Consider the following 25016-nt stretch of genomic DNA (forward strand, 5'->3'; position numbering starts at 1 on the left):
TCTTTCTATATGCTTTCATTACATACCTTATTTAAGTTATCTTTAATTTAAATCATTTATTGTGAAGGAGATGCATTTGAATAATGACTTTACCTATAATCATAGATACTGATCCAGGAATTGATGATGCTGCTGCATTGAGTGTTGCCCTATCACATCCATTCTTCAATGTAAAAATGATTTCCACAGTCAATGGAAATGTCAATATAGAAAAAACGACTGCTAATGCTCTGAAATTGAAAGCCTTCTTCAATAGTGACGTACCTGTTCACAGAGGTTCTGCAAAACCGTTAATTAATAAAGCAATAGATGCAAGCCAAGTTCATGGTGAAAGTGGTATGGATGGATACGACTTCCCATCTATATCAAATGACCAATTAGCTTCTACTAACTCAATAACTGCAATGAAGGAGATACTTTTACATTCAAACACCCCTATTACGCTTATAGCGTTAGGTCCACTTACGAATATTGCTCTATTGATAAGTACGTTTCCTGAAGTTAAAGATCATATTAAAGAAATTGTCTTAATGGGGGGAAGTTCAGGACGAGGTAATGTAACGCCACTTGCAGAGTTTAATATCTATAGTGATCCTGAAGCAGCGCATATTGTTTTTGAGAGTGACCTTCCCATCACTATGATTGGACTTGATTTAGCACGACAATCGCTGTTAACTCATGACTATTTAGCGTCATTTGAACATATGAGTAGAACAAGTTCAATGCTCTATCAAATCTTTCAACATTATAAAGAGAAAGACTTCGCTAAAGGGTTAAAATTATATGATGTCTTCACAGTATTATATTTACTTGATCCTGAAAGCTATGAAACGATACTAGCTAGTGTACGAATTGAATTACATGGCACATTGACCAAGGGAGCTACAGTTGTTGATTACGACTCCCCCTATCCAAATTGTAAAATTGTTACTTCAAGTCTAAATAAGAACTACTGCTCAATTTTTAAAGACACAATTAAATAATTCATTTTAATTAAAAAAGCTATAACAAAATGCATCTTTATTACATTTCGTTATAGCTCTCTTTATTTGGTTTCATAAATATTTTGACCAAGTAATTGATAATAAATATGAGAAATAATTGACTCATTTGACACTTTAGAATAATCAACTTTATTCGTAGCCAGTACAATAATATAATCTTCATTAAAATATACCGTAAATATTTGACCGAAAAACACACCATTAATTCGATTGACTTGAGGAGTCGAATAGAATCCATATCTATAAGATTCTGGATATTTAGTGCTCCCAATTTCTTGAAGTAAAGATGTTGTAACTGCTTGATTGAAAATATTATTTTGCTGTAAATCATTAACTAATCTAGCCATATCATGTGTAGACATAAATAAATTTCCTGCACCATAATATTGATCTAATACATTCGGATTCATCGTTTTTAGTTTATTATTTTTTACTTTATATCCAGTGGCCATATTCTTTTTATAAGGCTTTTCATTAAAGAAAGCACTATGCTCTAAATGATAGGGTTCTGCTAGTAATTTATAATAATTTTCCACATAAGAATGATGTGTTACTGCTTCTATAACTTGCGCAAGAACTAGATAGTTAGCATCGTTATATAAATGCTTATGATAATATTTACTATTAATCCCTCTTCTTTGAATATCATGAACTGCCCCATCTAAACTCTTTGTATTAGGATTAGCATTAAATTTATATAAACCACTTCTATGTAACATTAAATCTTTCAATGTAATTGTTTTATTTGTCTTAAACCATGGCAAATACTTAGTAACAGGGTCATTAATATTAATTTTGTTTGATAATTCTAAGTGTTTGAGTACTAAGCCAGTAGTGAATTTTTGAGCTGATCCAATTAAATACATCGTATTTGCATTGCTTTTTTTCTTACTGCTAATATTTTGATAACCATACCCTTTATCAAGCATTAATTTTCCATCTTTTAAAACTGTAATTGATCCATTGAAATGAACATTTTTTAAATACGTATTAATTTGTTCAATATTATCATCTTTTGCTTGAACCGTTTTGAGCTTATCAACTGTTTTATGGCTTTTATCACGATGTTCTATATAAGCCTTATTATCATTAACATTGTTATATTCACTGTCCTTAATACTATAGTTAGTAATTTTAATGACGAATAATATAATGAGAAGTATTAAAACAATTAATACTAAAATAAAAGCTATAATTTTTAATTTGTTATTTTTCATGGGGTCCCTCTTACGTCTAATATAGAAGTATATCTAAATTAAAACCTATTCTATCTAAATCATTTTTTATTCGTTTAATATTTTATATTATATAACACAACATCATTGAATTCATCTTACTTTAATCATACAGTTATAATTTTTTATTACATCGTACTTTAGTATGATAAAGTATTATCTAATATTGCTTAATCATCTTTTGTAAATTCTATTTTAATAATGTAAATTTTGTATTAAACTTAAAGTTGTAATTCTCTCCAAAAAGTAATACAATTTAAGGCTATGAGAGTATACATTATATATAATTGCACCATCCTTACAACTTTGAATACAAGCAAAAAATATAAATTTATTTTTGATTTTATACTTCATGTTAAATAAAAATGTAACGATTTTTATTTTTCAAATCATAAAATCTCTTATAAAAGATAATATGTATAGGAGCAAATGCTATGAACCGATTTTTAAAATATTTTATGATGTTACTTACACTAGTACTAATCGTTGTTCCTGTAATTTTTATCATCAATTTGTATAAAACTTCTGAAAGTGCAATGCAAGCCTCATATGATAAATCTGATTCGAAGCGTCAATCAAACATACGCGAAGGAAAAGTAAACCCTTCTAAAGATGCAGTTTCAATCTTATTTTTAGGAATTGATGATAATGAAGGTCGTCGTAAAAATGGCCAAACTACAGAACATTCAAGAACGGATTCTATGATTCTTTCTACCCTCAGTCCTGAAAAGCGTCAAATACGATTACTTAGTATCCCACGTGATACGATTAGTTATATACCAAAAGTTGGTTATTACGACAAGATAACTCACGCACATGCTTTCGGAGGACCTGTAGCTGCTATGGATTCTGTCGAGGCGACATTAAACGTTCCTGTTGATTATTATGTACGAGTAAATATGGATGCCTTCGTTGAGGCAGTTGATGAACTTGGCGGTATTTATTATGACGTCCCTTACGACTTAAATGAGCCTAATACAGACGATAGCGGTAGAATTAAAATTAAAAAAGGCTATCAAAAACTTAATGGTGATGAAGCGCTAGCCGTTGCAAGAACACGACATCACGATTCTGATTTAAAACGTGGCGAAAGACAAATGGATTTAATTAAATTATTATTCCAAAAAGCTAAGAGCCTTGATTCATATGATAAATTAGATGATTTAGTACAAATAGTTGGGAAAAATGCGAAACATAATTTAACTTCTTCTGAAATCAAATCTCTAGCATCTATGTACTTATCTGATGACATTGAATTTAAAAAGTCTCAACTCAAGGGTAAAGATGATTACTTACAAAATATTTACTATTATAATCCGAGCGTTAGTAGTATTATGAAATATTCAAATATATTGCGTTCTGATTTAGGACTATCTAAAATAACAGATAAGGATGAATTCTTAGATCAACGCGTTATTAAACATTACGGTACACTTGTACCACTTACACCTCTTGATCAGTCTTTATTGAAAAATAATCAAAAAGATTCATCTTCTTCTGATGATAACAACAAGGATTCAACAAATTCAGATAACAATAATAATATACAATCATCTGAAGAAAATAGTTCAAACTCAAATGAAGGTATTGACCAAAGTAGTCAAGGTAGTACTCAAAGTGATAACTACAATCAGACAAATAGTTCTGATTCATTCAATAACAATCAAGATCAAATGAATCAAATTTACTAATTGAGAGGAGCATAAACTATGTCACGTAAAACATATGAAAAAGCTGCTAACATTAATGGTATGTTTAATGTTTTAGAGCAACAAATTATTCATAGCAAAGACATGGCATTATTTAGAAGTGAATTCTTTTACGTTAATCATGAACATCGTGAAAATTTTGAAGCATTATTAGTCTACTATGGTGAAAATTCTGTTAATCCAATTGTAAATGGTGCGTGCTACATTCTTGCTTTACCAGAAATCTTCAATAAAGTAGATGTTTTTGAATCGGATTTACCGTTCTCATGGGTTTATGATGAAAATGGTATTACTGAGACAATGCAAAGTATTAGCGTTCCTCTTCAATATCTTATTGCGGCAGCATTAGAAGTTACTGATGTAACATTATTCAAGCCTTCAGGTTTTACAATGGGCATGAATAATTGGAATATTGCTCAAATGAGAATATTTTGGCAGTACAGTGCGATTGTTCGCCAAGAAGCCTTATAATAAAACAATTTCCACTCCTTTTTACAAATTTGCTGTAAAAAGGAGTTTTTTTTATATCTTTAAATCATATAGAATAACTTTATACTTTTATAAATTTTATTTTTGAAACTTTTAATAATTACATATATATGGGGGAATTAAGATGTTTGAAATAGTAAAAAACAAAGATATGTTATCAGAATGTTTTTATATTAGAAGAGAAGTATTTGTGAAAGAACAAGGTGTTCCCTTGGAAAATGAATTAGATTCATTTGAGGAAGAATCTACACATATTATTGGCTACGACAAAAATCATGTACCTTTTGCATGTGCGAGATTTAGACCTTATAACAACGCAGCAAAAGTAGAAAGAGTTGCTATTTTAAAACCTTATAGAAAAGATGGGTATGGCAAAACAATGATGCACGCTATTGAACGTTTTGCAAAAGATAAAGGATACAATCAATTAGTTTTAAATGCTCAAGTACAAGCTCAAGGCTTTTATGAGAAACTAGGTTATATTCAAACGGGCCCAGTTTTTATTGAGGAAAATATCGATCATATAAAAATGTATAAGAATATTTAAACTATTTATATTCTAAATTCATAGAGTACTTGTAATTAATTAAATAGACTATCTCATTTTTTTAATAGTAGCTTAAACTAATGTATTTTAAATTATCTGTGCTTCGTAATGTAGTCCTTAGTAAAATCATAATTTGTTTACTATATGTAAGAAAGTATTAAAGTTAGTTTACAAATAAGTTAAATCTAATCATAGCCTTAATTTAAATACTATAATGAATTTGTAATATTAATAATAACGAGGAGTAACAAAATGACCAAAAAGTTTAATTTAAAATTTCCTTCGATGATTGCGATTACATTATTTGGTGCTGCATTTACTTCACAACATGCACATGCAGCTGAAGCTAATCAAAATTCGAATAATACAAATAATGTTATTGATGATCAACAAAATATAGAAAATGCTGAGCAAGCTAAAAAAGAAGTAACTAATTCAGCTCAAAATGTATCAGGGGTACAAACGTATCAAAATCCTTCTGATGTTAAAGCATCTGTTGCTACAGTAAGCAAAACGTATGATGCTAAATTAGATAATTTAACTTCAACAACACAGACTCAAGATCAACAAAGTACGCAAAATCAAAGTATTGCTAACACAAACGCTACTAATTCAAATAGTGAGCTAGCTAATGTTAAAGATAGCAAGCAAGAAGTTTCATCTTCAAATAAATCTGATCAAAAAACTAATATCAATAACACACAAAGTAATACTGATGCTAATAAGAAAACATTGCAAGCTTCTAAAAACGCTTTATCATCATCTCAAGTTCAGCCAAATAATGATACGTCTGCTAATAGTAATCAAAACACTACACAAAATGTTAATAATCAAATTGATGAAAGTAGCTCTAACTCACAACAAGAGAATAGTTTAACTTCATCAAATAAGAAGCAATTGAATTCATCAACTGTTACTCCATCACAATCTAATCAAGTGACTCAGTCTAACAACCAAATGGAGTCTAAGCAAAGCAGTGATAAGAGAGTTAGTACTTATAGTAATAATGATAATAATTCAACTCAAATAAACGTAGATCAAGCTAAAACATCACAAGAAGCTAATACTAAGAATGCATCAGCATCAAAAACAACTCAAACATCTACATCTAACAGTACACAATCAGGTTATTCTGGATTTAGATCTGTTGGTGGCAAAGGTGGTCCAGCAACTTCAGTAAAAACAGTTAAACGTTATGCAGCTAAAGCAACTACATCATCTTTACCGAAATATAAACCACAAGTAAGTTCATCAATCAACAATTATATTCGTTCGAATAACTTACAAGCACCTAAAATCGAAGAAAATTATTCATCTTATTTCCCTAAATATGGATATCGTAATGGTGTAGGTAAACCTGAAGGTATTGTAGTTCATGAAACGGCTAATGATAACTCAACTATTGATGGTGAAATTAATTACATGAAAAACAATTACAACTCAGCTTTCGTTCATGCATTTGTAGACGGTAACCGTATTATAGAAACTGCCCCTACTGACTACTTATCATGGGGTGCGGGTCCAAATGCTAATGATCGTTTTATAAATGTTGAAATTGTTCATACACATGACTATGCTTCATTCGCTAAATCAATGAATAACTATGCAGATTATGCTGCAACACAATTACAATATTATGGATTAACACCTAATAGTGCTGAAAATGATGGTCAAGGTACAGTTTGGACTCACTATGCAATTAGTCGATTCCTAGGTGGTACAGACCATTCTGACCCACACGCTTACCTACAAAGCCATAATTATACTTATAATGAATTATACGATTTAATTAATGAAAAATATTTAATTAAAACAGGCCAAGTAGCACCTTGGGGTACTACTTCAAGTAGTAGCTCATCTAATACCAATAAAGGTGGTTCAAGTAATAATGGTTCAACTACTACATCACCAAAATTAACTGTTAAGTCAAATAGTGCCTTAGCTCAAATTAAAACTGATAATAGTGGTGTTTACACAACAGTTTATGATGATAAAGGTAAAGCTACTAACCAAGTTCATAACACTTTATCTGTCACTAAATCTGCCACACTTGGTAAAGATAAGTATTATCTAGTATCTGACTACAATAGTGGTAAAGTGTACGGTTGGGTTAAGCAAGGAGAAACCGTTTATAATACAGTAAAATCTCCTGTAAAAGTAAACCAATCATATAATATAAAATCAGGTGCTACGCTATATACAGTGCCATGGGGTAACTATAATCAAGTAGCTGGAACTGTTTCAAAATCTAATACAGCACCATTTAAAGCAACAAAGTCTCAACAAGTTGGCACAGCCACTTATTTATATGGGTCTTTAAATGGTAAAAATGGATGGGTTAGCCAAGCATTTCTATCTAATATAACTAAACCAGCTTCTGGAAGTAAAACACCTACTGTAGATAATACTTTAAAAGTATCGAATCTTAAGAATACATTAGGTCAAGTTTCTACTAAGAATAAAGGAACGTATACAACTGTTTATGATAAAAATGTGAAAGCTAACGCAACTATTGGTGGAAAAACGTACAACATAACTAAGAAAGCTACGTTGAACAATAAAGATTATTACTTAATTTCTGATTATAATGGTAATACTTCACGTGGTTGGGTACCTGCTTCAGAAATTTCTGTTAAAACTACAACACCTAACAAAACTAATGCCACTTATTACGATATTAATGGAAATGCAAATATTTACGACACACCTTGGGGAACAGCTAAACAAGTTAAAGCTACAGTACCTTCAAGTGGTAAACAGTTAAAATCAATTGATAACCTTAAAGTTGGTAACGAAACGTACTTACACGGTATAATCAACAATGTTTGGGGTTGGATTAAATCAACTGATGTTAAACAAACACCTAAAGTAAATGCTAAATTTGCTGTAAACACTAAAGCTACTAAGCCATCTACTGCATCAACTCAAACTGTGTCGAAAGTAGCTCAAGTTAATGCGAACAACAGCGGTGCACGTGCAACTGTTTATGATAAAACAGGTAAAAATGCAACTAAGTATGCTAATCGTACTTTCAACGTTTCTAAAGAAAAAACAATTGATGGTAATACTTTTGTGTTACTTCAAAATACTACGACAAATACACCTTTAGGTTGGTTCAGTGTCAAAGACTTGAAAGTTCAAAACTCTAGTTCTGAACAAAAAACATCTGGTACTTATAAAATTAACAACAAAAATAATGGTCTATACTCAATTGCGTGGGGTACAAACCAACAACGTTTAGATAATAAAGATTTAGCTAATAAATCAATTAAAGTATCTAAATCAGTTGTTATTGGAAACACAACTTATCTATACGGTACAGTTAACGGTAAAACTGGTTGGATTGCTAAGAATGACTTAACTTCATCAAATACTTCATCAGATAATGGTGAAAAATATCAATATGAATTTATTATCAACACAACTAATGGTTATTACTATGATGACCCTAGTTCAGCTAAAGCAACTTCATTAAAAGCTTTTAATGAACAAATTTTCCAAGTAACAATTCGTAAAGTCGTTAATGGTAAAACTTGGTATTATGGTAAATTAAGTAATGGCAAATATGTATGGATTAAAGATACTGATTTGAAAAAAGAATTAGTTAAATATTCAAAATCATATAGAACATTAAATCAAGCTGTATCACTTCAACAAAATGCGTACGGGGCTCCACCACAAGTTCAAAGAAATGGTTATGGTTGGTCAAACGCGACTTATAGTGAAATTAAAAATGCTATGAACACAGAAAAATTAGCTAAAGATGATACGCTTAAATACCAATTCTTACGCTTAGATCGCCCGCAAAACCTTTCTGTAGCAAGTTTGAATCAATTACTTAAAGGTAAAGGTGTTCTTGAAAATCAAGGTCAAGCATTCAGTCAAGCTGCTGCTACTTCAGGTATCAATGAAATTTACTTAATTGCACATGCATTAATTGAAACTGGTAATGGTCAATCTCAATTAGCTAAAGGTGCAAACATCGTAAATAACTATGTTACTACTAATAGTGCTACAAAATATCATAATGTATTTGGTATAGCCGCTTTTGATGCTAATCCAATATATAATGGTATTAATTATGCTAAGCAAGCTGGTTGGAATTCAGTATCTAAAGCGATTATTGGTGGTGCTAAATTTATAGGTAAAGACTATATTAAAGCAGGCCAAAACACGCTATATAAAATGCGTTGGAATCCAGACCACCCTGCTACACACCAATATGCAACTGATATTAATTGGGCTAATTCTAACGCTCAATATTTAAAACAACTTTATAATGAAATTAAAGCTGTTGGTAAATATTTTGATATCTCAAGCTATAGCAAATAAATAACTATATTTACTAATAAAATGAATGAGACATAAAATTCTCATTTGAATAACCAAGATTCTAGGACATTAAGTTCTTGGACAAATTAAAAAGACAATTTCTATTGATAAACTATAGAAATTGTCTTTTTATAATTATTTTATTATATATATGTTGCTAGTTCGTACAATTTTAAATATTCAATTAAAAATTATATTCTTGTGCCCATTTAACTGTACTAAAAAAGCCCTATCACTATAATGATCATTTGGCTAAATTCATTAAGACAATAGGACTCATTTATTTAAATATATATGTGACGACTATTTAGCTTATCTAATAGTTGATTTAAACTTTGTATTTCTTCCTTACTTAGACACTGACAACGCGCTTCTATTAACTCACATCTTGCCGTATTGATTTGTTGAATCAAATTACGAGCTTCTTCTGTTAGGCATAAGTCTTTGCAACGTAAATCTTCATGAGACTGTTGACTAGTTATATATCCTTTTTGCACTAATTTCTTAATCCATCTAGATACAATGGATTGCTCTCTACTAATCTTCATCGTTAAATCATATTGCGACAATCGATCATAACTATATAAAATTCTCAATAGTTCTAATTGATCATTTGTAATATCTGTACGCTGTCCAAAACGTCTATTAACCAAATTAAGGTCATTATTAGTTAGTGTAATAAGTTTTTCTAGTTGATTATACATTGTTGTTCTACTCCACATTTGTAATTGATAATACTATTATACTATGATTTTTTTATATGTCATGTACTTTCAATATTTTGTCACAATACAATTCTAAATAATTCAATTTTAATTTCATTAAGTTTTAAAGCATCTCGCTGAATATATATTTAAACTATGAATCATTGATATATTCAATTGCTATTTATAGTTAGGATTGTCCTTATTAAGGTAATAATTACCTGCTTTTAAATAACTTGCAAATGCAGACCAAAGTACATATGGAATCTGTAATAATCCAGTCACTCGATGTATTTTAAACATTGATACTGCATTAGCAACTACTGAGATAAACAACATGATACTTTCAATTAATGCAATACATCTTACTTTCTTTTTTAAATAAAGTATCGACCACAAATAGTTTAAAGTTAACTGCGTATAATGTGTCACTTTAATTCGAGTTGTCTTTTTTTATTTTTAGTAGTGATTAAATAAGAAACGCCCATTAATAAATATAATATTGGCCATACAATCGGAAATGCTTTTGTAGGTGGAGAAAATGGTGGTTTTCTAAAATTTTTGTAGTCCTGTTGTAATTCCTTTGCTATGATTCGACTGATGATACTCCCACCTACCATTGGATGTATCAGCTTAATGATGTCTTTGAACGTGTTAATATTAATCCACTCCTTTAATGTGATAACTTGCTCTTCCTATTATGCAAACACTATTCATATTTAAATCTATTTTTCTAAAATCAAATAGAATTTACATACAAATAATAGTTATTACCCAACATTTCATCCTAAATTGTTGCATTTCAATGATAATATATACTAAATTAAATACAGTTATTAATTAAAAAAGGAGACAATCGTATGTCGATGGATACAAAAAGAGATTACTTTTTCGATAACGCGCGCGCCATCCTTATCTTTTTAGTCGTATTCGGTCATATGATTCAACCTTATACTTCTGAAAGTAAATACTTATCTGCATTATATTTGTTAATTTATAGTTTCCATATGCCATCGTTTTTATTTATCTCTGGATACTTTGCGAAACATTTAGATAAACCACATTACCTAGAAAATGTAGCTAAAAAGTTAATTGCACCTTACGCTATATTTTATGCATTCTTTTCTATCTATTATTTTGTAACTGGTAAAAGTGATGCAATTCAAATGGACCCTTTTAATCCTGTATTTGCTTTGTGGTTCTTACTTACATTATTTTGTTTCCATGTCATACTTGTCATAGTACGTCGCTATAAAGCATATTATGTATTATCTGTCGCTTTGATTATTTCAATACTTGCAGGTTTTTCTGATGATATCGATGGTTATATGAGTATTTCAAGAACAATCGTATTTTTTCCGATTTTTTATGTTGGTTATTTAACAACGCGAGCTCATACTCAATTATTGAGAAATAAAAAATTAAGGCTAATTTCAATCCTTGTACTTATTATATTTTTCATCGTCTACTATATACACCCTATCAATTTAGATTGGCTTTTAGGTAGTAGTCCCTATACTTCACTTGAAAATAATAATGAAAATGTGTACAGCCCATTGAAAAGACTATTGCTATACTTCGTTATCTTTGTAGCTATGTTCTCATTCCTCAATTTAATGAGTAATCATAAACGTGTTTATACTTATATAGGAAATCGCACAATGTACGTCTATTTATTACATGGTTTAGTTATAGGTATAGTTAGAGGATTGGAAATACATCCTTTTAAAGATCATATATCAGTATTCACTTACGGTTATTTAATTCTCATTTCAGTATTAATTGTATATTTACTATCGACGAACCTTGTTTGTAAATGGACGAATCCTTTGATTAATTTAAAGAAACCTTCTTCTTTTAGAGGATAATGAAAAATTAAATACAAAAGGACTTACCAAATTATGGTGACTAAAAAATATGTTATTATAAGATTATTCTAAAAATTTTATAGTAACATTTAAAGTTACTATAATTTGGTTTTTTGAGGTGTAAAAAATGAAACTATCTTTAAATACGAATTCCAAATTTTTAAGAGCACCAAGTATACGTCAGTTCTCTAATCGTATGAAGCACATTGATGATTGTGTGAATTTAACGATTGGTCAACCCGACTTTCCTATGCCAGATATGGTAAAAGAGGCATACATCAATGCGATTAAAGAAGATAAAACTAGTTACTCACACAATAAGGGATTGCCGGAAACTCGACAGGCAATAAGTAATTATTTCAAAAATAAGTACGGTTTTTATTATAGTGAAGAGGAAATCATTATTACGAATGGTGCGAGTGAAGCACTTGATACGTCATTGCGAAGTATTATCGAACCTGGTGATGAGATATTAATTCCAGGACCTATTTATGCAGGCTATATTCCTTTAGTTGAAACATTAGGTGGTAAGCCTATTTATATAGATACTACAAATACAGAATTTAAAATCACTCCAGAATTAATTGCGCAACATTACACTGATAAAACAAAAGCAATTTTGCTTAATTATCCTACGAATCCAACTGGTGTGATATTAGAACGTGATGAAGTAAAAGGCATTGTAAATTATTTGAAAGAAAAAGAAATTTTTATTATTAGCGATGAAATTTATGCAGAAAATACTTTCAAAGGTAATCATGTCTCATTTGCAGAATTTGAGGAAATTCGTGATCAACTATTACTTATTGGTGGGTTAAGTAAGTCTCACTCCGCTACCGGTATTCGTATAGGCTTCTTACTAGGTCCTGAGTACCTAATTGAAAAGTTAACATTTATGCATGCATATAATTGTATATGTGCAAATGTACCGTCACAAATCGCATGTATTGCTGCACTTAATGAAGGATTAGATGCGCCTCAATATATGAACCGAGCTTATATAGAGCGTCGTAACTATTTAGTAAGCAAATTAAAAGAATTGGGTTTCGAATTGGATGCTCAACCAGAAGGTGCTTTTTATATATTCCCAAGTATTCGTAACTATACTTCTGATGATTTCGATTTCTGCGTCAAAGTGCTTGAAGAAGCACACGTAGCAATGGTTCCCGGATCATCATTCACCGATATGGGTAAAGGTTACATTCGTATCTCTTATGCATATGACATGGATGTTTTAAAAGAGGGCATGCGTCGATTAAAAAGATTCTTAAAAGCAAACTACAGTATATAACTTTAATTAAAAAAGGACACTTAAAATAGTGGTTAACTGTCAATCAGTTTATCACTATATAAGTGTCCTAAAATTATACTTTTTTATATTACCGTTACTGATTTATGGGAATTTAGGAAATTGATCAAAGTCTGGATCACGTTTTTCTTTAAACGCGTCACGACCCTCTTTAGCTTCATCAGTAGTGTAGTAAAGTAATGTAGCATCTCCAGCCATTTGTTGTAATCCAGCCAAGCCATCAGTATCCGCATTCATAGCAGCTTTTAAGAAACGTAAAGCTGTTGGAGAGTGTTTCATAATTTCTTTACACCATTGAACTGTTTCATCTTCGATTTGATCTAATGGTACCACTGTATTAACTAAGCCCATGTCTAAAGCTTCTTGTGCATTATATTGACGACATAAATACCAAATTTCACGTGCCTTTTTATGACCAACGATTCTTGCTAAGTAACCAGAACCATAACCAGCATCGAATGAACCTACTTTAGGACCTGTTTGTCCGAAAATAGCATTATCAGCAGCGATTGTTAGGTCACATACTACGTTTAATACGTTACCACCACCGATGGCATAACCTCTAACCATTGCGATAACTGGTTTAGGAATGACACGGATTAAACGTTGTAAATCTAATACATTTAAACGTGGGATTTGGTCTTCGCCTACATAGCCACCATGTCCACGTTTCTTTTGGTCACCGCCAGAACAAAATGCTTTGTCACCTTCACCTGTTAAGATGATTACAGAAATGTTTTGATCATCACGTGCACGACTAAATGCATCAATCATCTCAGCTACTGTTTTAGGTGTAAATGCATTTCTTACCTCAGGTCTATTAATCGTTACTTTAGCAATTCCTTCGTAGAATTCATATTTTATTTCATCATATTCTCTAAGTGTTTCCCACTGTCTAGTCATTTTGCTCCTCCTTTAAAAAACCTAATACTATTGTATCAAATTCCGCTTTATCTTCCACATGAATTGTATGACCTACATTTGAAAAAGTATGGATTTGACTGTATTTCATACCCTTATTCATAGCTTGTCCAGTTTTCACAAATTTTTGGTCTAATTCACCAGTTAAAATAAAGCAAGGTATTTGAATATTACCAATTTGTTCCCATAAATTAGGCATTTGACCAGTGCCATAATCACGCAAAGCTTTTGCTAATTTATGTGGATCTTGGGATAATCGCATTTCTCTTATAGCCGACTTTTTATCTTTATCTAGTTCATATTGCGTATAAAATAATGGTAATTTTTCCCAATCATTAACGAATACCTCTAACCCAGCAATATCTAATACTTTTGCTCTTGCTGTATCTATTTGTTGACGCTCATATCGATTATTTTCATCTTTAATTCCTGGAGAACTACTTTCAATTATCAATTTTGACAAAGAGCAATTACCGTACAATGCATAATACAAGGCCACTCTGCCACCCATTGAATATCCGAGTAAAGTAATATCATAAGATTTGTATATATCTAATAACTCATCTAATTGTGTCGTAATGTATGGAAAGTCCCAAATTACATCAATTGGTGATTGATCTTGTCCATGTCCTGGTAAATCGACTGTAAGAACATTAGCCTCTTGTGAAAAATATTGAACATCATCATTAAACGTACGACTATCACTAATAAAGCCATGTAAAAGTACTAATAACTGATTTGAATTATTTTGTGATTGATAGAAGTTATAGTGTAACATTTAGAATACCACTCAATTTCTTATATAGAATTTGATGTTGTGACATATTGTCATCTCGATTTGTTACCATTTCGTAAATATGTGAATTCATATGTGATAGCTTTTCTTGAGTGAAATCTGCCACAGTATTAAATCGTTTGAATGTAAAATCATAAAGCAATGCTGTATATTCAAAATTCAATCCAGTCGGCGTTCCAAACAAACGTTCAAAATATGCTTCAGCAGATGCTTTTTGTGGAAGATATGAGAATATACCGCCACCATTATTATTAAGTAAAACAATATTTAAATTAATATTATTAATTTTAGCCATTAAAAGACCATTCATGTCATGGTAGAATGCTAAATCGCCGATTATCAGAGTGATTTTCTTGTGTACAGCCATTCCAATAGCAGTTGATACAACTCCATCGATACCATTTGCACCGCGATTCGCATATACTTCAACTTCACTATTATAAAGTAGATTATCGACATCACGAACTGGCATACTGTTACTTACAAAAATAGCATCATCTTTAGTTAATTTATCAATTAATATTTTTACAAATGCCGCTTCATCTGTTGCATTTGTCATATGTTTATCGATTGTATTTCTAGCCTGTGATTCAAGTGTTCGCCACATGTTTATCCAGTCTTTTCGATCGACAGCTGTTTCTTCGATAAGATTTCTAAAGAAATCATTTGCAGATATTTCATATGAAATACTCGGTGGCGTTGGAAATACATCTATCTTGTCATTATTCTGCACTAAAATTTGATATGCATTTGTGCGCTTAAGCCATTGATTTAATTTTTTTGAGATAACAGGTTTACCAACTCTTATTACGAAATCAACATCTAAGTCGAGTCCTGCACGATAGTATAAATCATATGTCGTAATCACATTTGGATGATTATACTTACGTAGTTGACTTAATGGATCTGCAAGTATAGGTATGTCATGCACGGTCGCATAAGTAAGTATTTGATCGATAGCTTGATGTTGCATATCACCAACTATTATTAACCCTTTTTTCTCTTTTAATATATGTCTGATGTCTTGAACATTAATATTTTTTTGATAATGCGGCAGCTTTTTAGAATAAGATGTTAGCCACTCTTGTCTTTCTAAGTTAGGTGTTAATGGCTCTCTAAATGGTAAATTAAAATGAATAGGACCTCTATGTGGACCATATAGATACTGACTTGCAATTTGCATTTGATAATAAATTACGTCTAGCACGTAATCAGTACCATCTGCTACAGGCATATCAAATTGAAAATTAACATAATTTGCGAACATATTAACTTGATTAATTGCTTGTGGTGCCCCCACACTTCTTAATTCATGTGGACGATCACTTGTTAATACAATTAAAGGTATACGACTAATTTGGCTCTCTGCAATTGCTGGTGTATAATTTGCCGCCGCAGTACCAGAGGTACATAAAATAGCTACAGGGCGTTCGCTACCTTTTATTAAGCCTAAAGCAAAAAACGCTGCACTACGTTCATCAGGATGTATCCATGTCTTAATATTAGGATGTGCTTCAAAAGCAATGGCCAATGGCGTTGATCTTGAGCCGGGACTAATTACAACTTCACGTACGCCATAGGCATATAACTCCGAAGCAAATGTATATACTTGTTTTGTTAGTGCGTCATTATGATTCATTCTTATCCACTACTCCTAAAGCATTCATCATCGGTGAAAATTTAACTGCAGTTTCAGCTAACTCACTATCAGGGTCAGAATCTTTTACGATACCACACCCTGCAAATAACGTGGTTTGATTTTGTTTTATTAACATTGAGCGTATTGCTACAATAAATTCACAATCATCATTCATGTCGATATAACCAACTGGTGCGCCGTATAAGCCTCGTGTTCCAAATTCATTTTCTTCAATAAATTTGAGTGCTTCATTTTTAGGGTAGCCACCTAAAGCTGGTGTAGGATGCATTTCATCAATTAATCCTATAAAGGAATTGTTTTTTAACTGACCTTGAATTTGAGTATATAAATGATATAGATGGTCGTTTTTTAAAATATTAGGTGAATGATTATATTCAATATTATCAACATAAGGCGTTATGTCATCTAGAATACTTTTAACTACAAAATCATGTTCACCTAAATTCTTTTTATCTTTTAGAAATGCTTGTATATTTTTTTCATCTTCGTCTATGTCGTTAGATCGCTTAATCGTACCAGCTACAGCTTTTGTAGATAGAACACCGTCTTCTACTTTTAAAAGTTGTTCTGGCGTTTGTGAAAAGAATACAGATTGATTGGATTCTAAAATGAATAAATAGCTGTTTCTTTCACTTTGTAATGCTCGATTAAGCACATAAGGTATATTAATTGGTTTATCAAATTTAATCATACGACGTCTTGCAAGAACGATTTTTTTAGTTTCATCAAGCTGAGCAATCGCATCCCTAACGAGTTCTTTCCACTCATCAACATAGATATCTTCCATTCGTAAGATATTCCCCATTGTTTCAACATGTTCAGCTTTAGCAATTTGAGTTTTTTCAAAGTAATTTACTACTTCTTTAAACTGTTCAATATCAAATTGGGCTCTTTCAACTGTATATGTCAGATAAGTAGTTTGTCCGATATTTGATATTAAAACTTGAGGTATCACAAAATGATTAATGCCAAATTCACGCCATTCATCATCAGATTTATGGCTAGAAAATTGAAATCCTCCAATGACTTTCAAATGATGCTTTTCTATATCCGGGTGTACCAATTCAATATCTTTTTTAAATTTTTCCCACTCACGAAAGATCGATTGCTTATTATCAAAGTTATTTTTGAATCTTTGAACAGCATGATAGCCGAAAAATGAAGACGTATTATCATTTAAGCGAAAATAAAAGCGATCTCCTGCCTGAGATTCTGTTAAATTGAATAATTCATCAGGTGTAAGTTCTCTATCAATTTTCACTTCAACAGATACCCAGCTTTTGTTACTTTCATATATTGACTCAATAATGTCATCTTCCTTTATATTCGCAGCCATTCATTTCACTTCTTTCATTATCTATTTTTTCTCATTACAATATTGTATCATTTTTAACTATTTATGGTGGCATAATTGCTTAATCTTCTAGAGAAATATTTTACGTTGATTGACCTTTATTTACTATTCTTTTAAAATACATATGTTAAAACAATATACAATAAGAGGTAGATTAAATTATGGCAAATCAATATCAACAATATTCTACTGTTAGAAAATATTGGCATTTGATGCGACCTCATACTTTAACTGCTGCTGTTGTACCAGTTTTAGTTGGTACTGCAACTGCAAAACTTTTTTTATTAGGGAGTCAAGATAACATCAAATTCATGTTATTTATTGCAATGTTAATCGCTTGTTTACTTATCCAAGCTGCAACAAACATGTTTAATGAATACTATGACTTTAAAAAAGGTTTAGATGATCACACTTCCGTTGGTATCGGTGGTGCTATCGTAAGAAATGGTATGAGTCCAAAACTTGTCATGAATCTAGCAATTGCTTTTTATATCGTTGCTGCATTGCTTGGTATCTTTTTAGCAGCGAATAGTTCATTTTGGATCATTCCAGTAGGAATCGTCTGTATGGCAATTGGCTATTTATATACAGGTGGTCCAATGCCAATTTCTTGGACACCTTTTGGTGAACTGTTTTCTGGTTTATTCATGGGCATGATTATTATTTTATTAGCGTTCTTCATACAAACTGGTAATATCAATAGCTTTGTGGTTTGGATTAGTATTCCAATAGTAATTACAATTGGTCTAATTAACATGGCTAATAATATACGCGACAGAGTCAAAGACCAAGCGAGTGGACGTAAAACTCTACCTATTTTATTAGGTAAACGCGCCTCAATTACATTTATGACAGTTATGTATATCATTGCATACGTTTTCGTTGTCTATACTGCATTATTTGTAGATGGTGGTTCACTATTTTATCTACTTGTCTTGTTATCATTCCCTATGCCAGTTAAAGCCATTCGTCGTTTCAAAAAGAATGATACACCTGCGAGTATGATGCCTGCTATGGCTGCAACTGGAAAAACAAACACAATTTTTGGTGTATTATACGCTTTAGGTATTTATATTAGTGCCCTATTAGGTGGCATTTAATATATCCTCAGATAAATTTCAAATATTTCATTGTAAGATGATTTGGAGTGAGTCAATGAAACTAATTATAGTTTCTGTCTCCTCCGTTTTTTTTGCCTATGATGAATAGACCATATGTAAATATTGATGGCCATACAACTCTATATCCTCAGTCCATTTAAAACCTAAACGTTCGTATAATTTCTTAGCTCTTGGATTATCGTAGTCACAACTTAAGCTCCACTTTCTATCCGGGTATGTAGATATTAGATAATTAAATAATTTAGTTGCAATACCCTGTCCTCTATATTCCGAGAATGTTGCAACAGCCTCAATGTACCATTCATCATCTTTAGATTCTTTCAAAGGTAATGGCGTACCTATTGCTTTTATGTCCTCTTCCAACGGCAATTTATTCCATGCTGCTTCTAACTCTAATTCTTTATCACCCTTATATGCTATGATGCATCCTGCAACATGATTGTCCTGCTCATATACCCAAATATTATTATAATTCGTTCTATAATTAATATTGACTATACTTTCTTTAATTGCATGAATAACACGTTCTTTAGTGATTTCTTGTACAATATCTAGTTCCATATCATGCCAAATGATATAACATAATTCCGCTATTTGCTTACTGTCACTCGGACGTGCTTTTCTGATCAATTTACCATTCTCCTCTCCATAAATTTGTTATCTTTATTATATAAAATTTACAAATATTAATAAATTAATTGCAGTAAATTGAAACATTTTAATTGTAATTATAATCATTTTTTCAATCACCTCAGTAATATTTGATTTAATTTTTGAAATGCTTAAAATATGAGATTAAGGAGGCAACATAGTTATGAGAGTTAATAAAACATTATATGTATTATGTTCTTTATTTTTGGGTGGTGTCGGCATTCATAAATTTTACGCAGACAAAGTGTGGCAAGGCGTGCTTCATTTAGTGTTCTTTTGGACTACTATTCCAACCATTATTTCAATTATCCATGGTATTATCATAATCTTTACAACTAAAGCTGATCAAAATGGCTATATATTTATACCAAATAACCGCAATCCAAAAATTTAATCAGTAATTTTAGAAATTATCTTTAATAATGTGTAGAACGGGTAAACTCAAATAAACATAAAAAAAGGAGTAAGCTAGTATGAATATTATCAAACGCGTACTTAGAATTGTTATAACAGGATATTTAGTAAAATGGATTCGTAATAAAATTGAGGGAAAATCAAACGGTGGTCAAAAATAAAATTTAAAAAGGTCTATTCGCTAACTTTGATTTAAGTAGTGAATAGACCTTTTATAATGAGTTACAGGATCCTAATTTACTCATTGAGAAATGCCTCCAGATTTTTATATTCATTAGTAAAGTTAATAAAATCTTCCTGGTTCTTATTAATCAACGCTTCATCAATCAATTTCATTAACTGTTTCTTTCGTCCTTGACGAAGCGCCTCTTCAATGACTAGCTCAACGCCTAAATCATTAACTGTCGTTACAAAATCTTCTAGTGTCGTATTTTTGACATTCGTGTTGTGATTCATTGTAATCACTGCCTTTCTTTTTTTGTATAGGGATAGTATACAAGCTTATATTTTTTAAATCAATAGAATATTCTGACTTTTCACAAAAAATAAGTGTAATTTTATATTTAATGATTACCTTGACAACATATAAAAATTTTATATAATAAATTTATATTATTAATCGTTGGGTTTTTAGCGCTTAATAATGATATAAATTTAAGGAGGTTAAGAGATGACAAATATTTCTCAAAGCCAAAATACTGTATATATTATTCGAAAAGGAGATATGATAATCAAACCCGTCATTGATGATTATGAGCAAACAAAAGGATCTGAAATATGGAAATATGATTCCACAATAGTTTCAAGCCCTTTCAAAACTCAAAAAATCGTTGAACGCTCATGTAAATTTTATGGTAATAGCTATATTAGTAAGAAATCCGAAACACAACGAATTGCCGGCATTACTAGTAAACCACCTATTTTATTGACTCCTCTCTTCCCCACTTATTTTTTCCCTACGCATTCAGACCGTTTAGAAGAAAACATGTGGATAAATATGCATTATGTACATGAAATTAAGCCTCTTAAAAATCGAAAATGTAAAATTATTTTTGCAAATCATCAAACATTAACACTTAATGTTTCCTACCACAGTATTTGGCACCAATACTCTAACTGCATTTTTTATTATTACATGGTCGATAAACAATCTCGTATGAAGTCAAACAATCCAGAAATGCCAATTGATTATGAAAAAACGACTTTAAATATTTTCGAAGCACTTTCACATTATTCACTATTACAAGATAAATAGTTTTACGTTTAATTTTAAATCATACGGGACTTTTATATTAATATAGTGTAAATGTTCCGTATATTTTTTAAATATAATCCCTTGCAAATTTTAAGTTTATTGATATAATAATATTTGTGCTCATAGAGATACATTATATAAATACATATTATTCCGCAGTAGCTCAGTGGTAGAGCTATCGGCTGTTAACCGATCGGTCGTAGGTTCGAATCCTACCTGCGGAGCCATATGGAAACGTACTCAAGTTGGCTGAAGAGGCGCCCCTGCTAAGGGTGTAGGTCGCGAGAGCGGCGCGAGGGTTCGAATCCCTCCGTTTCCGTTTGTTACCTTTAAATAGTATCAAATAGAGATTAAAAACCCCGTTATTACGGGGTTTTCTTTATATAGTTTAAAATAGTTTTAAATCTAAGCCGACAACGAAGTCGACAACTTACTGAATATTTCTCAATGTTGTCGGTTTTGTTGTCGGTTTGTCTCCTCAATCGCTTGTCGCTCTAGGGTTAGAGACGTTTCGTTTTTTTACCTTTCTTAGTATCTCAACAGTATATTGAAAATGATTAAGCTTTTCTATTTCTTTTCTAGATATTATCTGTTATCGTTATATTTAGTTCATCGATAAAACTATGGATGAAAATATAACCGACTCCTTTCTGCGACATTAGTTTCCGGCGCTATCTGATCTCTCTGTAAAGTTTTCAGATAGCGCTATTTTTATAATCGATAAATGTCATAATTGAAAACCAACATAATTTGTTATATACTTCAGAATAAGGAGCTCCCCCCTAAGGCTCCGAAAAAATCATCCTTTGTTATTTGATTTTCGGTCTAGGTAACCAAGATGCCATTTTATAAGTTGTTTTAACACTTCCGGAACTATCAGTACTGCCAATACTGTATGTCCTAGAAGTGTTTTTATTATATTTCTTATTTTTTCGGTTTCATTTATGTAAATAATTTGATATACTCACATTTGGAGTTCATCCTTATATTTATGTTGAACAAGAAAATCACCTTTTCTATAATTATTTAATTTTCTATGCGTTATCTGAATCCACACCTATGTTTTCAGATAACGCTTTTTTATTTAAATCAATATCTTCCGTGTTATTTTTACGCATAAAAAAATAACCATACCTATTAAGATACGGTTACTAGACGTCTATCAAATGAGTGGTCAGTTACTTACTGCTAAACGCAAGCAAGACCTCCACTAAATCGGAATGGCTACCGAGAATGATTAAATTATAACATAAAAAAAGAGGCAACCGTCAGCAACAGTTAGCCTCAAGTACACTCCTCAGATGTGTACCGCAATTTCTATTTGATTATAACATAAAAAAGCCTACTAGAGAGCGTATCATCTAGTAGGTAAATACATCACAATAACCTACCCTCATTCGAGGACACAGCAAACCGGCTCGTCAGCCGCACATATGAATTCTCAGTTAATGTGATGCAGACACTTTATTCAGTCTGTGTCAGTTGTGACTGGGTATGGTTCATGAATGGCCATTTCGTATCTCCATTATAACATAAAAAAAGAGGGACAAGCACGAAACTTGTCCCCAGTGAATGGAATAAAAATCGTGTTTTTTATTATAACATATTAATACACTTTTGTAATTCTTAAACGTTCATGCCAAATATAACCATTGTTATTTTTAGAATAAACACGACACCAACCGTCTTTAACTTCAAATACATAGAATTGATTATATCCCGCTCTATATACGTCGTTCGTCGTATACCATTCCTTACCTTTAAACTTCACTAAAGTGGCTCCGTAATGGTCAACTCTTGCTCTAAATTTAGCTTTAGATGATTTCTTCATCGTTTTAGGCGGAATGTTACCAACTTTTAAGCCAGTAGTGCTATCTAGTTTATTTTTCTGATTGACTATTTGTTTATTCGGTTTATTCGCTAATTTACTTCCACCTGAAGTTTTATAAATATTTTTAACGATAAGACGTTCATACCATACAAAACCGTTATTACTAGCACTGTATACTCTAGCCCAACCATCACGAATTTCATATACATAGAATACGTCGCCCGGTTTATATTCTTCATTTGTTGTAACCATCACATTATTGTGGTTAGGTCTACAAATAGTGACACCTGCGTTATCAGCAATTGCTTTGAAATATGGTTGATTACTCCAAGTTAATTTTTTAGGCGGCTTTTTGTTTACTGTAATTGAACTGTTAGATTGACGTTTTGTCGCTTTAACTTCTTTAATATCTGTTAGATCTACGCTATCATCAGCAAAGTCTGGCACAATGAAATGTGTTAAGCCTGTATAATCATCTTCACGCAATTTAGCTGGTGTATTGGCATTTCCATCATAGTTTTGCTCTAAGATTGTGAATGTATTTGTACCACCTGAATTGTCCCAAACTAAGCCTGTATGCCCCCATTCTCTGTAAATACCTTCAGTATACACTGCAATAGCGCAAATAGGAGGAACATAATTCCTTGTATTTTTAACCACTTTCCAACCTTTAGGCATAGCATTTAAAGTATGCAATTCTTTGGCATTACCATAAAATCTTACGCCACCGGTAACGTGATATATGAAGTCTACACTCAAATCTGCGCATTGATAAGCATACATTTTATCAAAGTCTACAAACTGACCTTTCAAGCTGTGCATGTATTCAATTGCTTGTTTATACTTAACCACACTTTGTGGCGAAGGTGTCGGCTTTTTGCTTGTTTTCGTTGATAATTTCTTGCTTGGTGCAGGTTTAACGCCATTAATATATTTAGCAATCTGTTTATCTAAATGCTTAACGTTTCGTGAATATCCGCAAGCCTCTAATAAGTTTCCGGGATCAATTTTATCATCTTGAATGTCTTGGTGTCCCGGCACTTCTGTTTTGTAATCAATACCCCAATAGTTACATAAATAAGCTAATACACGTGCCATATTATCTAATGACTTACGAGAACGTTTTTGACTACTAGGGAAGTAACTACCTTCCACGCCAAACGCTACATCATTTGCATCGGCGTTATACCATTGATTGTCTGTCGGTGTATTGTATAAAACATGCCATGCTTTTTCGGTAACTGGAATACAGACAATACATTCTTTATCATCAACAAAAATATGAGCGCTTGCGACGATTGACCAATCAATCATATACGTATTTTTATAATAATTCACGTTTGTTTGTGCTGTTGTTTCAGGATTACCTGTATCATGTGCAACCGCAAACAATGGTTTTTTACTTGTTAACGCTTGCCCACTTCTACGTGTTCCAATCGGTAAAAAATCATATTTAACGGGAACGCCATTCCATTTTTCTGCCATTATGCACGACCTCCACCAATTTTATTATTTTTATCTTTAGTTGATCCTGTACGTGTTCTTACAGTTTCCCAAATACCAGTAGCCATTAGTCCACTTATTAAGCCAGCAAGCAACCGACCGCCGATTGATAATTCAGTAACAAGTTCAGGGATAAACGCTGTAATACCACCTAAAACGATACCTATACCAATAGCTATTAAAGGTACAATATTTTTAGGTACGCCAGCTTGCTTAACCAATTGTGTTAATGCGATTGTGATAACTGAAATTACTGTTGCAAATGCAATGATACTTTCCATCTCTTCCACTCCTTATTCAAAATAAAAAGCCG

At 31.6% G+C, this 25016-nt stretch carries 24 protein-coding genes and 2 tRNA genes; 13 read left to right on the forward strand and 13 right to left on the reverse strand.

From position 1 onward, the window contains the following. Positions 1-83: 83 nt before the first annotated feature. On the forward strand, positions 84-983 hold the full coding sequence (rihC, locus tag BDW31_RS02150) for a ribonucleoside hydrolase RihC (RefSeq protein ID WP_053024329.1): 900 nt from the start codon (positions 84-86) through the stop codon (positions 981-983). A 62-nt stretch (positions 984-1045) separates the two neighbouring features. On the opposite strand, the gene BDW31_RS02155 is transcribed toward rihC, so the two are convergent. Beyond that, the gene (locus BDW31_RS02155; protein WP_053024328.1) at positions 1046-2221 is read right to left on the reverse strand and encodes a serine hydrolase domain-containing protein; all 1176 of its coding nucleotides are present in this window, start codon (positions 2219-2221) and stop codon (positions 1046-1048) included. Positions 2222-2673: 452 nt separating this feature from the next. Here BDW31_RS02155 and BDW31_RS02160 point away from each other — a divergent pair, with 452 nt between their 5' ends. The 4 genes from BDW31_RS02160 to BDW31_RS02175 all read left to right on the forward strand — a co-directional run bounded on the left by BDW31_RS02160 (position 2674) and on the right by BDW31_RS02175 (position 9316). Continuing rightward, complete coding sequence (locus BDW31_RS02160) at positions 2674-3930, forward strand: LCP family protein (protein ID WP_053024327.1); 1257 nt, start codon at positions 2674-2676, stop codon at positions 3928-3930. Between the two features lie 18 nt (positions 3931-3948). Next, positions 3949-4419 carry a DUF2538 family protein gene (locus BDW31_RS02165; protein ID WP_037549264.1) on the forward strand — a complete coding sequence of 157 codons (471 nt, stop codon included), beginning with the start codon at positions 3949-3951 and terminating at the stop codon, positions 4417-4419. A gap of 142 nt (positions 4420-4561) precedes the next feature. Then, positions 4562-4984, forward strand: a complete 423-nt coding sequence (locus BDW31_RS02170; protein WP_037535528.1) for a GNAT family N-acetyltransferase — start codon at positions 4562-4564, stop codon at positions 4982-4984. A gap of 252 nt (positions 4985-5236) precedes the next feature. Then, entirely contained in the window at positions 5237-9316 is a 4080-nt protein-coding gene (locus tag BDW31_RS02175) for a glucosaminidase domain-containing protein (RefSeq protein ID WP_110709040.1), read from the forward strand. Between the two features lie 284 nt (positions 9317-9600). Here BDW31_RS02175 and BDW31_RS02180 read toward each other — a convergent pair whose 3' ends face one another. The 3 genes from BDW31_RS02180 to BDW31_RS12925 all read right to left on the reverse strand — a co-directional run bounded on the left by BDW31_RS02180 (position 9601) and on the right by BDW31_RS12925 (position 10640). Next, on the reverse strand, positions 9601-10020 hold the full coding sequence (locus tag BDW31_RS02180) for a MarR family transcriptional regulator (RefSeq protein WP_037535525.1): 420 nt from the start codon (positions 10018-10020) through the stop codon (positions 9601-9603). Between the two features lie 180 nt (positions 10021-10200). Then, on the reverse strand, positions 10201-10452 hold the full coding sequence (locus BDW31_RS12920) for a TspO/MBR family protein (RefSeq protein WP_370741134.1): 252 nt from the start codon (positions 10450-10452) through the stop codon (positions 10201-10203). Next, a complete protein-coding gene (locus BDW31_RS12925; RefSeq protein ID WP_370741135.1) occupies positions 10449-10640 on the reverse strand; it encodes a TspO/MBR family protein in 192 nt (63 codons plus the stop codon). Before BDW31_RS12925 ends, BDW31_RS12920 begins: the two co-directional genes overlap by 4 nt. Positions 10641-10880: 240 nt before the next feature. Between BDW31_RS12925 and BDW31_RS02190 the strand changes: the two genes are divergently transcribed. Beyond that, on the forward strand, positions 10881-11888 hold the full coding sequence (locus tag BDW31_RS02190; RefSeq protein ID WP_110709042.1) for an acyltransferase family protein: 1008 nt from the start codon (positions 10881-10883) through the stop codon (positions 11886-11888). A 127-nt stretch (positions 11889-12015) separates the two neighbouring features. After that, entirely contained in the window at positions 12016-13179 is a 1164-nt protein-coding gene (locus tag BDW31_RS02195; RefSeq protein WP_037549255.1) for an aminotransferase class I/II-fold pyridoxal phosphate-dependent enzyme, read from the forward strand. Positions 13180-13281: 102 nt separating this feature from the next. Here BDW31_RS02195 and menB read toward each other — a convergent pair whose 3' ends face one another. From menB to BDW31_RS02215, 4 genes are read right to left on the reverse strand one after another with little or no spacing between them, the layout of a single operon-like run. Beyond that, the gene (gene menB / locus BDW31_RS02200; protein WP_011276187.1) at positions 13282-14100 is read right to left on the reverse strand and encodes a 1,4-dihydroxy-2-naphthoyl-CoA synthase; all 819 of its coding nucleotides are present in this window, start codon (positions 14098-14100) and stop codon (positions 13282-13284) included. After that, positions 14093-14896 carry a 2-succinyl-6-hydroxy-2,4-cyclohexadiene-1-carboxylate synthase gene (gene menH / locus BDW31_RS02205; RefSeq protein WP_037549249.1) on the reverse strand — a complete coding sequence of 268 codons (804 nt, stop codon included), beginning with the start codon at positions 14894-14896 and terminating at the stop codon, positions 14093-14095. The genes menB and menH overlap by 8 nt, the downstream gene beginning before the upstream one ends. Continuing rightward, positions 14883-16553, reverse strand: coding sequence for a 2-succinyl-5-enolpyruvyl-6-hydroxy-3-cyclohexene-1-carboxylic-acid synthase (gene menD / locus BDW31_RS02210; protein ID WP_037549242.1), 1671 nt, complete (start codon positions 16551-16553; stop codon positions 14883-14885). The genes menH and menD overlap by 14 nt, the downstream gene beginning before the upstream one ends. Next, positions 16543-17910, reverse strand: coding sequence for an isochorismate synthase (locus BDW31_RS02215; protein ID WP_053024324.1), 1368 nt, complete (start codon positions 17908-17910; stop codon positions 16543-16545). Before BDW31_RS02215 ends, menD begins: the two co-directional genes overlap by 11 nt. A gap of 179 nt (positions 17911-18089) precedes the next feature. On the opposite strand from BDW31_RS02215, the gene BDW31_RS02220 reads away from it, so the two are divergent. After that, positions 18090-19028: a 1,4-dihydroxy-2-naphthoate polyprenyltransferase gene (locus BDW31_RS02220; RefSeq protein ID WP_037549220.1), complete on the forward strand. Its 939-nt coding sequence runs from the start codon at positions 18090-18092 to the stop codon at positions 19026-19028. 96 nt (positions 19029-19124) lie between these two features. On the opposite strand, the gene BDW31_RS02225 is transcribed toward BDW31_RS02220, so the two are convergent. Beyond that, a complete protein-coding gene (locus tag BDW31_RS02225) occupies positions 19125-19679 on the reverse strand; it encodes a GNAT family N-acetyltransferase (RefSeq protein WP_053024323.1) in 555 nt (184 codons plus the stop codon). Between the two features lie 184 nt (positions 19680-19863). Here BDW31_RS02225 and BDW31_RS02230 point away from each other — a divergent pair, with 184 nt between their 5' ends. Together BDW31_RS02230 and BDW31_RS12690 are read left to right on the forward strand one after the other, a co-directional pair. After that, positions 19864-20094 carry an NINE protein gene (locus BDW31_RS02230; protein ID WP_037549201.1) on the forward strand — a complete coding sequence of 77 codons (231 nt, stop codon included), beginning with the start codon at positions 19864-19866 and terminating at the stop codon, positions 20092-20094. A 79-nt stretch (positions 20095-20173) separates the two neighbouring features. Then, positions 20174-20275 carry an SAR1012 family small protein gene (locus BDW31_RS12690; protein WP_011276194.1) on the forward strand — a complete coding sequence of 34 codons (102 nt, stop codon included), beginning with the start codon at positions 20174-20176 and terminating at the stop codon, positions 20273-20275. Between the two features lie 76 nt (positions 20276-20351). On the opposite strand, the gene BDW31_RS02235 is transcribed toward BDW31_RS12690, so the two are convergent. Beyond that, positions 20352-20570 (reverse strand): IDEAL domain-containing protein, encoded by a 219-nt coding sequence (locus BDW31_RS02235; protein WP_037549198.1) that lies wholly within the window; start codon positions 20568-20570, stop codon positions 20352-20354. A 214-nt stretch (positions 20571-20784) separates the two neighbouring features. Between BDW31_RS02235 and BDW31_RS02240 the strand changes: the two genes are divergently transcribed. The 3 genes from BDW31_RS02240 to BDW31_RS02250 all read left to right on the forward strand — a co-directional run bounded on the left by BDW31_RS02240 (position 20785) and on the right by BDW31_RS02250 (position 21688). Continuing rightward, positions 20785-21369, forward strand: coding sequence for a competence protein ComK (locus BDW31_RS02240; protein WP_011276196.1), 585 nt, complete (start codon positions 20785-20787; stop codon positions 21367-21369). A gap of 152 nt (positions 21370-21521) precedes the next feature. After that, positions 21522-21596: transfer RNA gene (locus BDW31_RS02245), tRNA-Asn, on the forward strand. A 3-nt stretch (positions 21597-21599) separates the two neighbouring features. Further along, positions 21600-21688 (forward strand) — tRNA-Ser (locus BDW31_RS02250). A 480-nt stretch (positions 21689-22168) separates the two neighbouring features. Here the strand turns inward: BDW31_RS02250 and BDW31_RS02255 are convergent. From BDW31_RS02255 to BDW31_RS02265, 3 genes are all read right to left on the reverse strand, one after another. Continuing rightward, the gene (locus tag BDW31_RS02255; RefSeq protein WP_110709044.1) at positions 22169-22297 is read right to left on the reverse strand and encodes a hypothetical protein; all 129 of its coding nucleotides are present in this window, start codon (positions 22295-22297) and stop codon (positions 22169-22171) included. Between the two features lie 678 nt (positions 22298-22975). Further along, positions 22976-24685, reverse strand: coding sequence for a peptidoglycan recognition protein family protein (locus BDW31_RS02260; protein WP_181414814.1), 1710 nt, complete (start codon positions 24683-24685; stop codon positions 22976-22978). Then, positions 24685-24984, reverse strand: coding sequence for a hypothetical protein (locus BDW31_RS02265; protein WP_110709048.1), 300 nt, complete (start codon positions 24982-24984; stop codon positions 24685-24687). Before BDW31_RS02265 ends, BDW31_RS02260 begins: the two co-directional genes overlap by 1 nt. Positions 24985-25016: the final 32 nt, after the last annotated feature.

Origin of the sequence: Staphylococcus sp. AtHG25 (genome assembly GCF_003217445.1) — a bacterium.
GTDB classification, from domain to species: Bacteria; Bacillota; Bacilli; order Staphylococcales; family Staphylococcaceae; genus Staphylococcus; species Staphylococcus haemolyticus.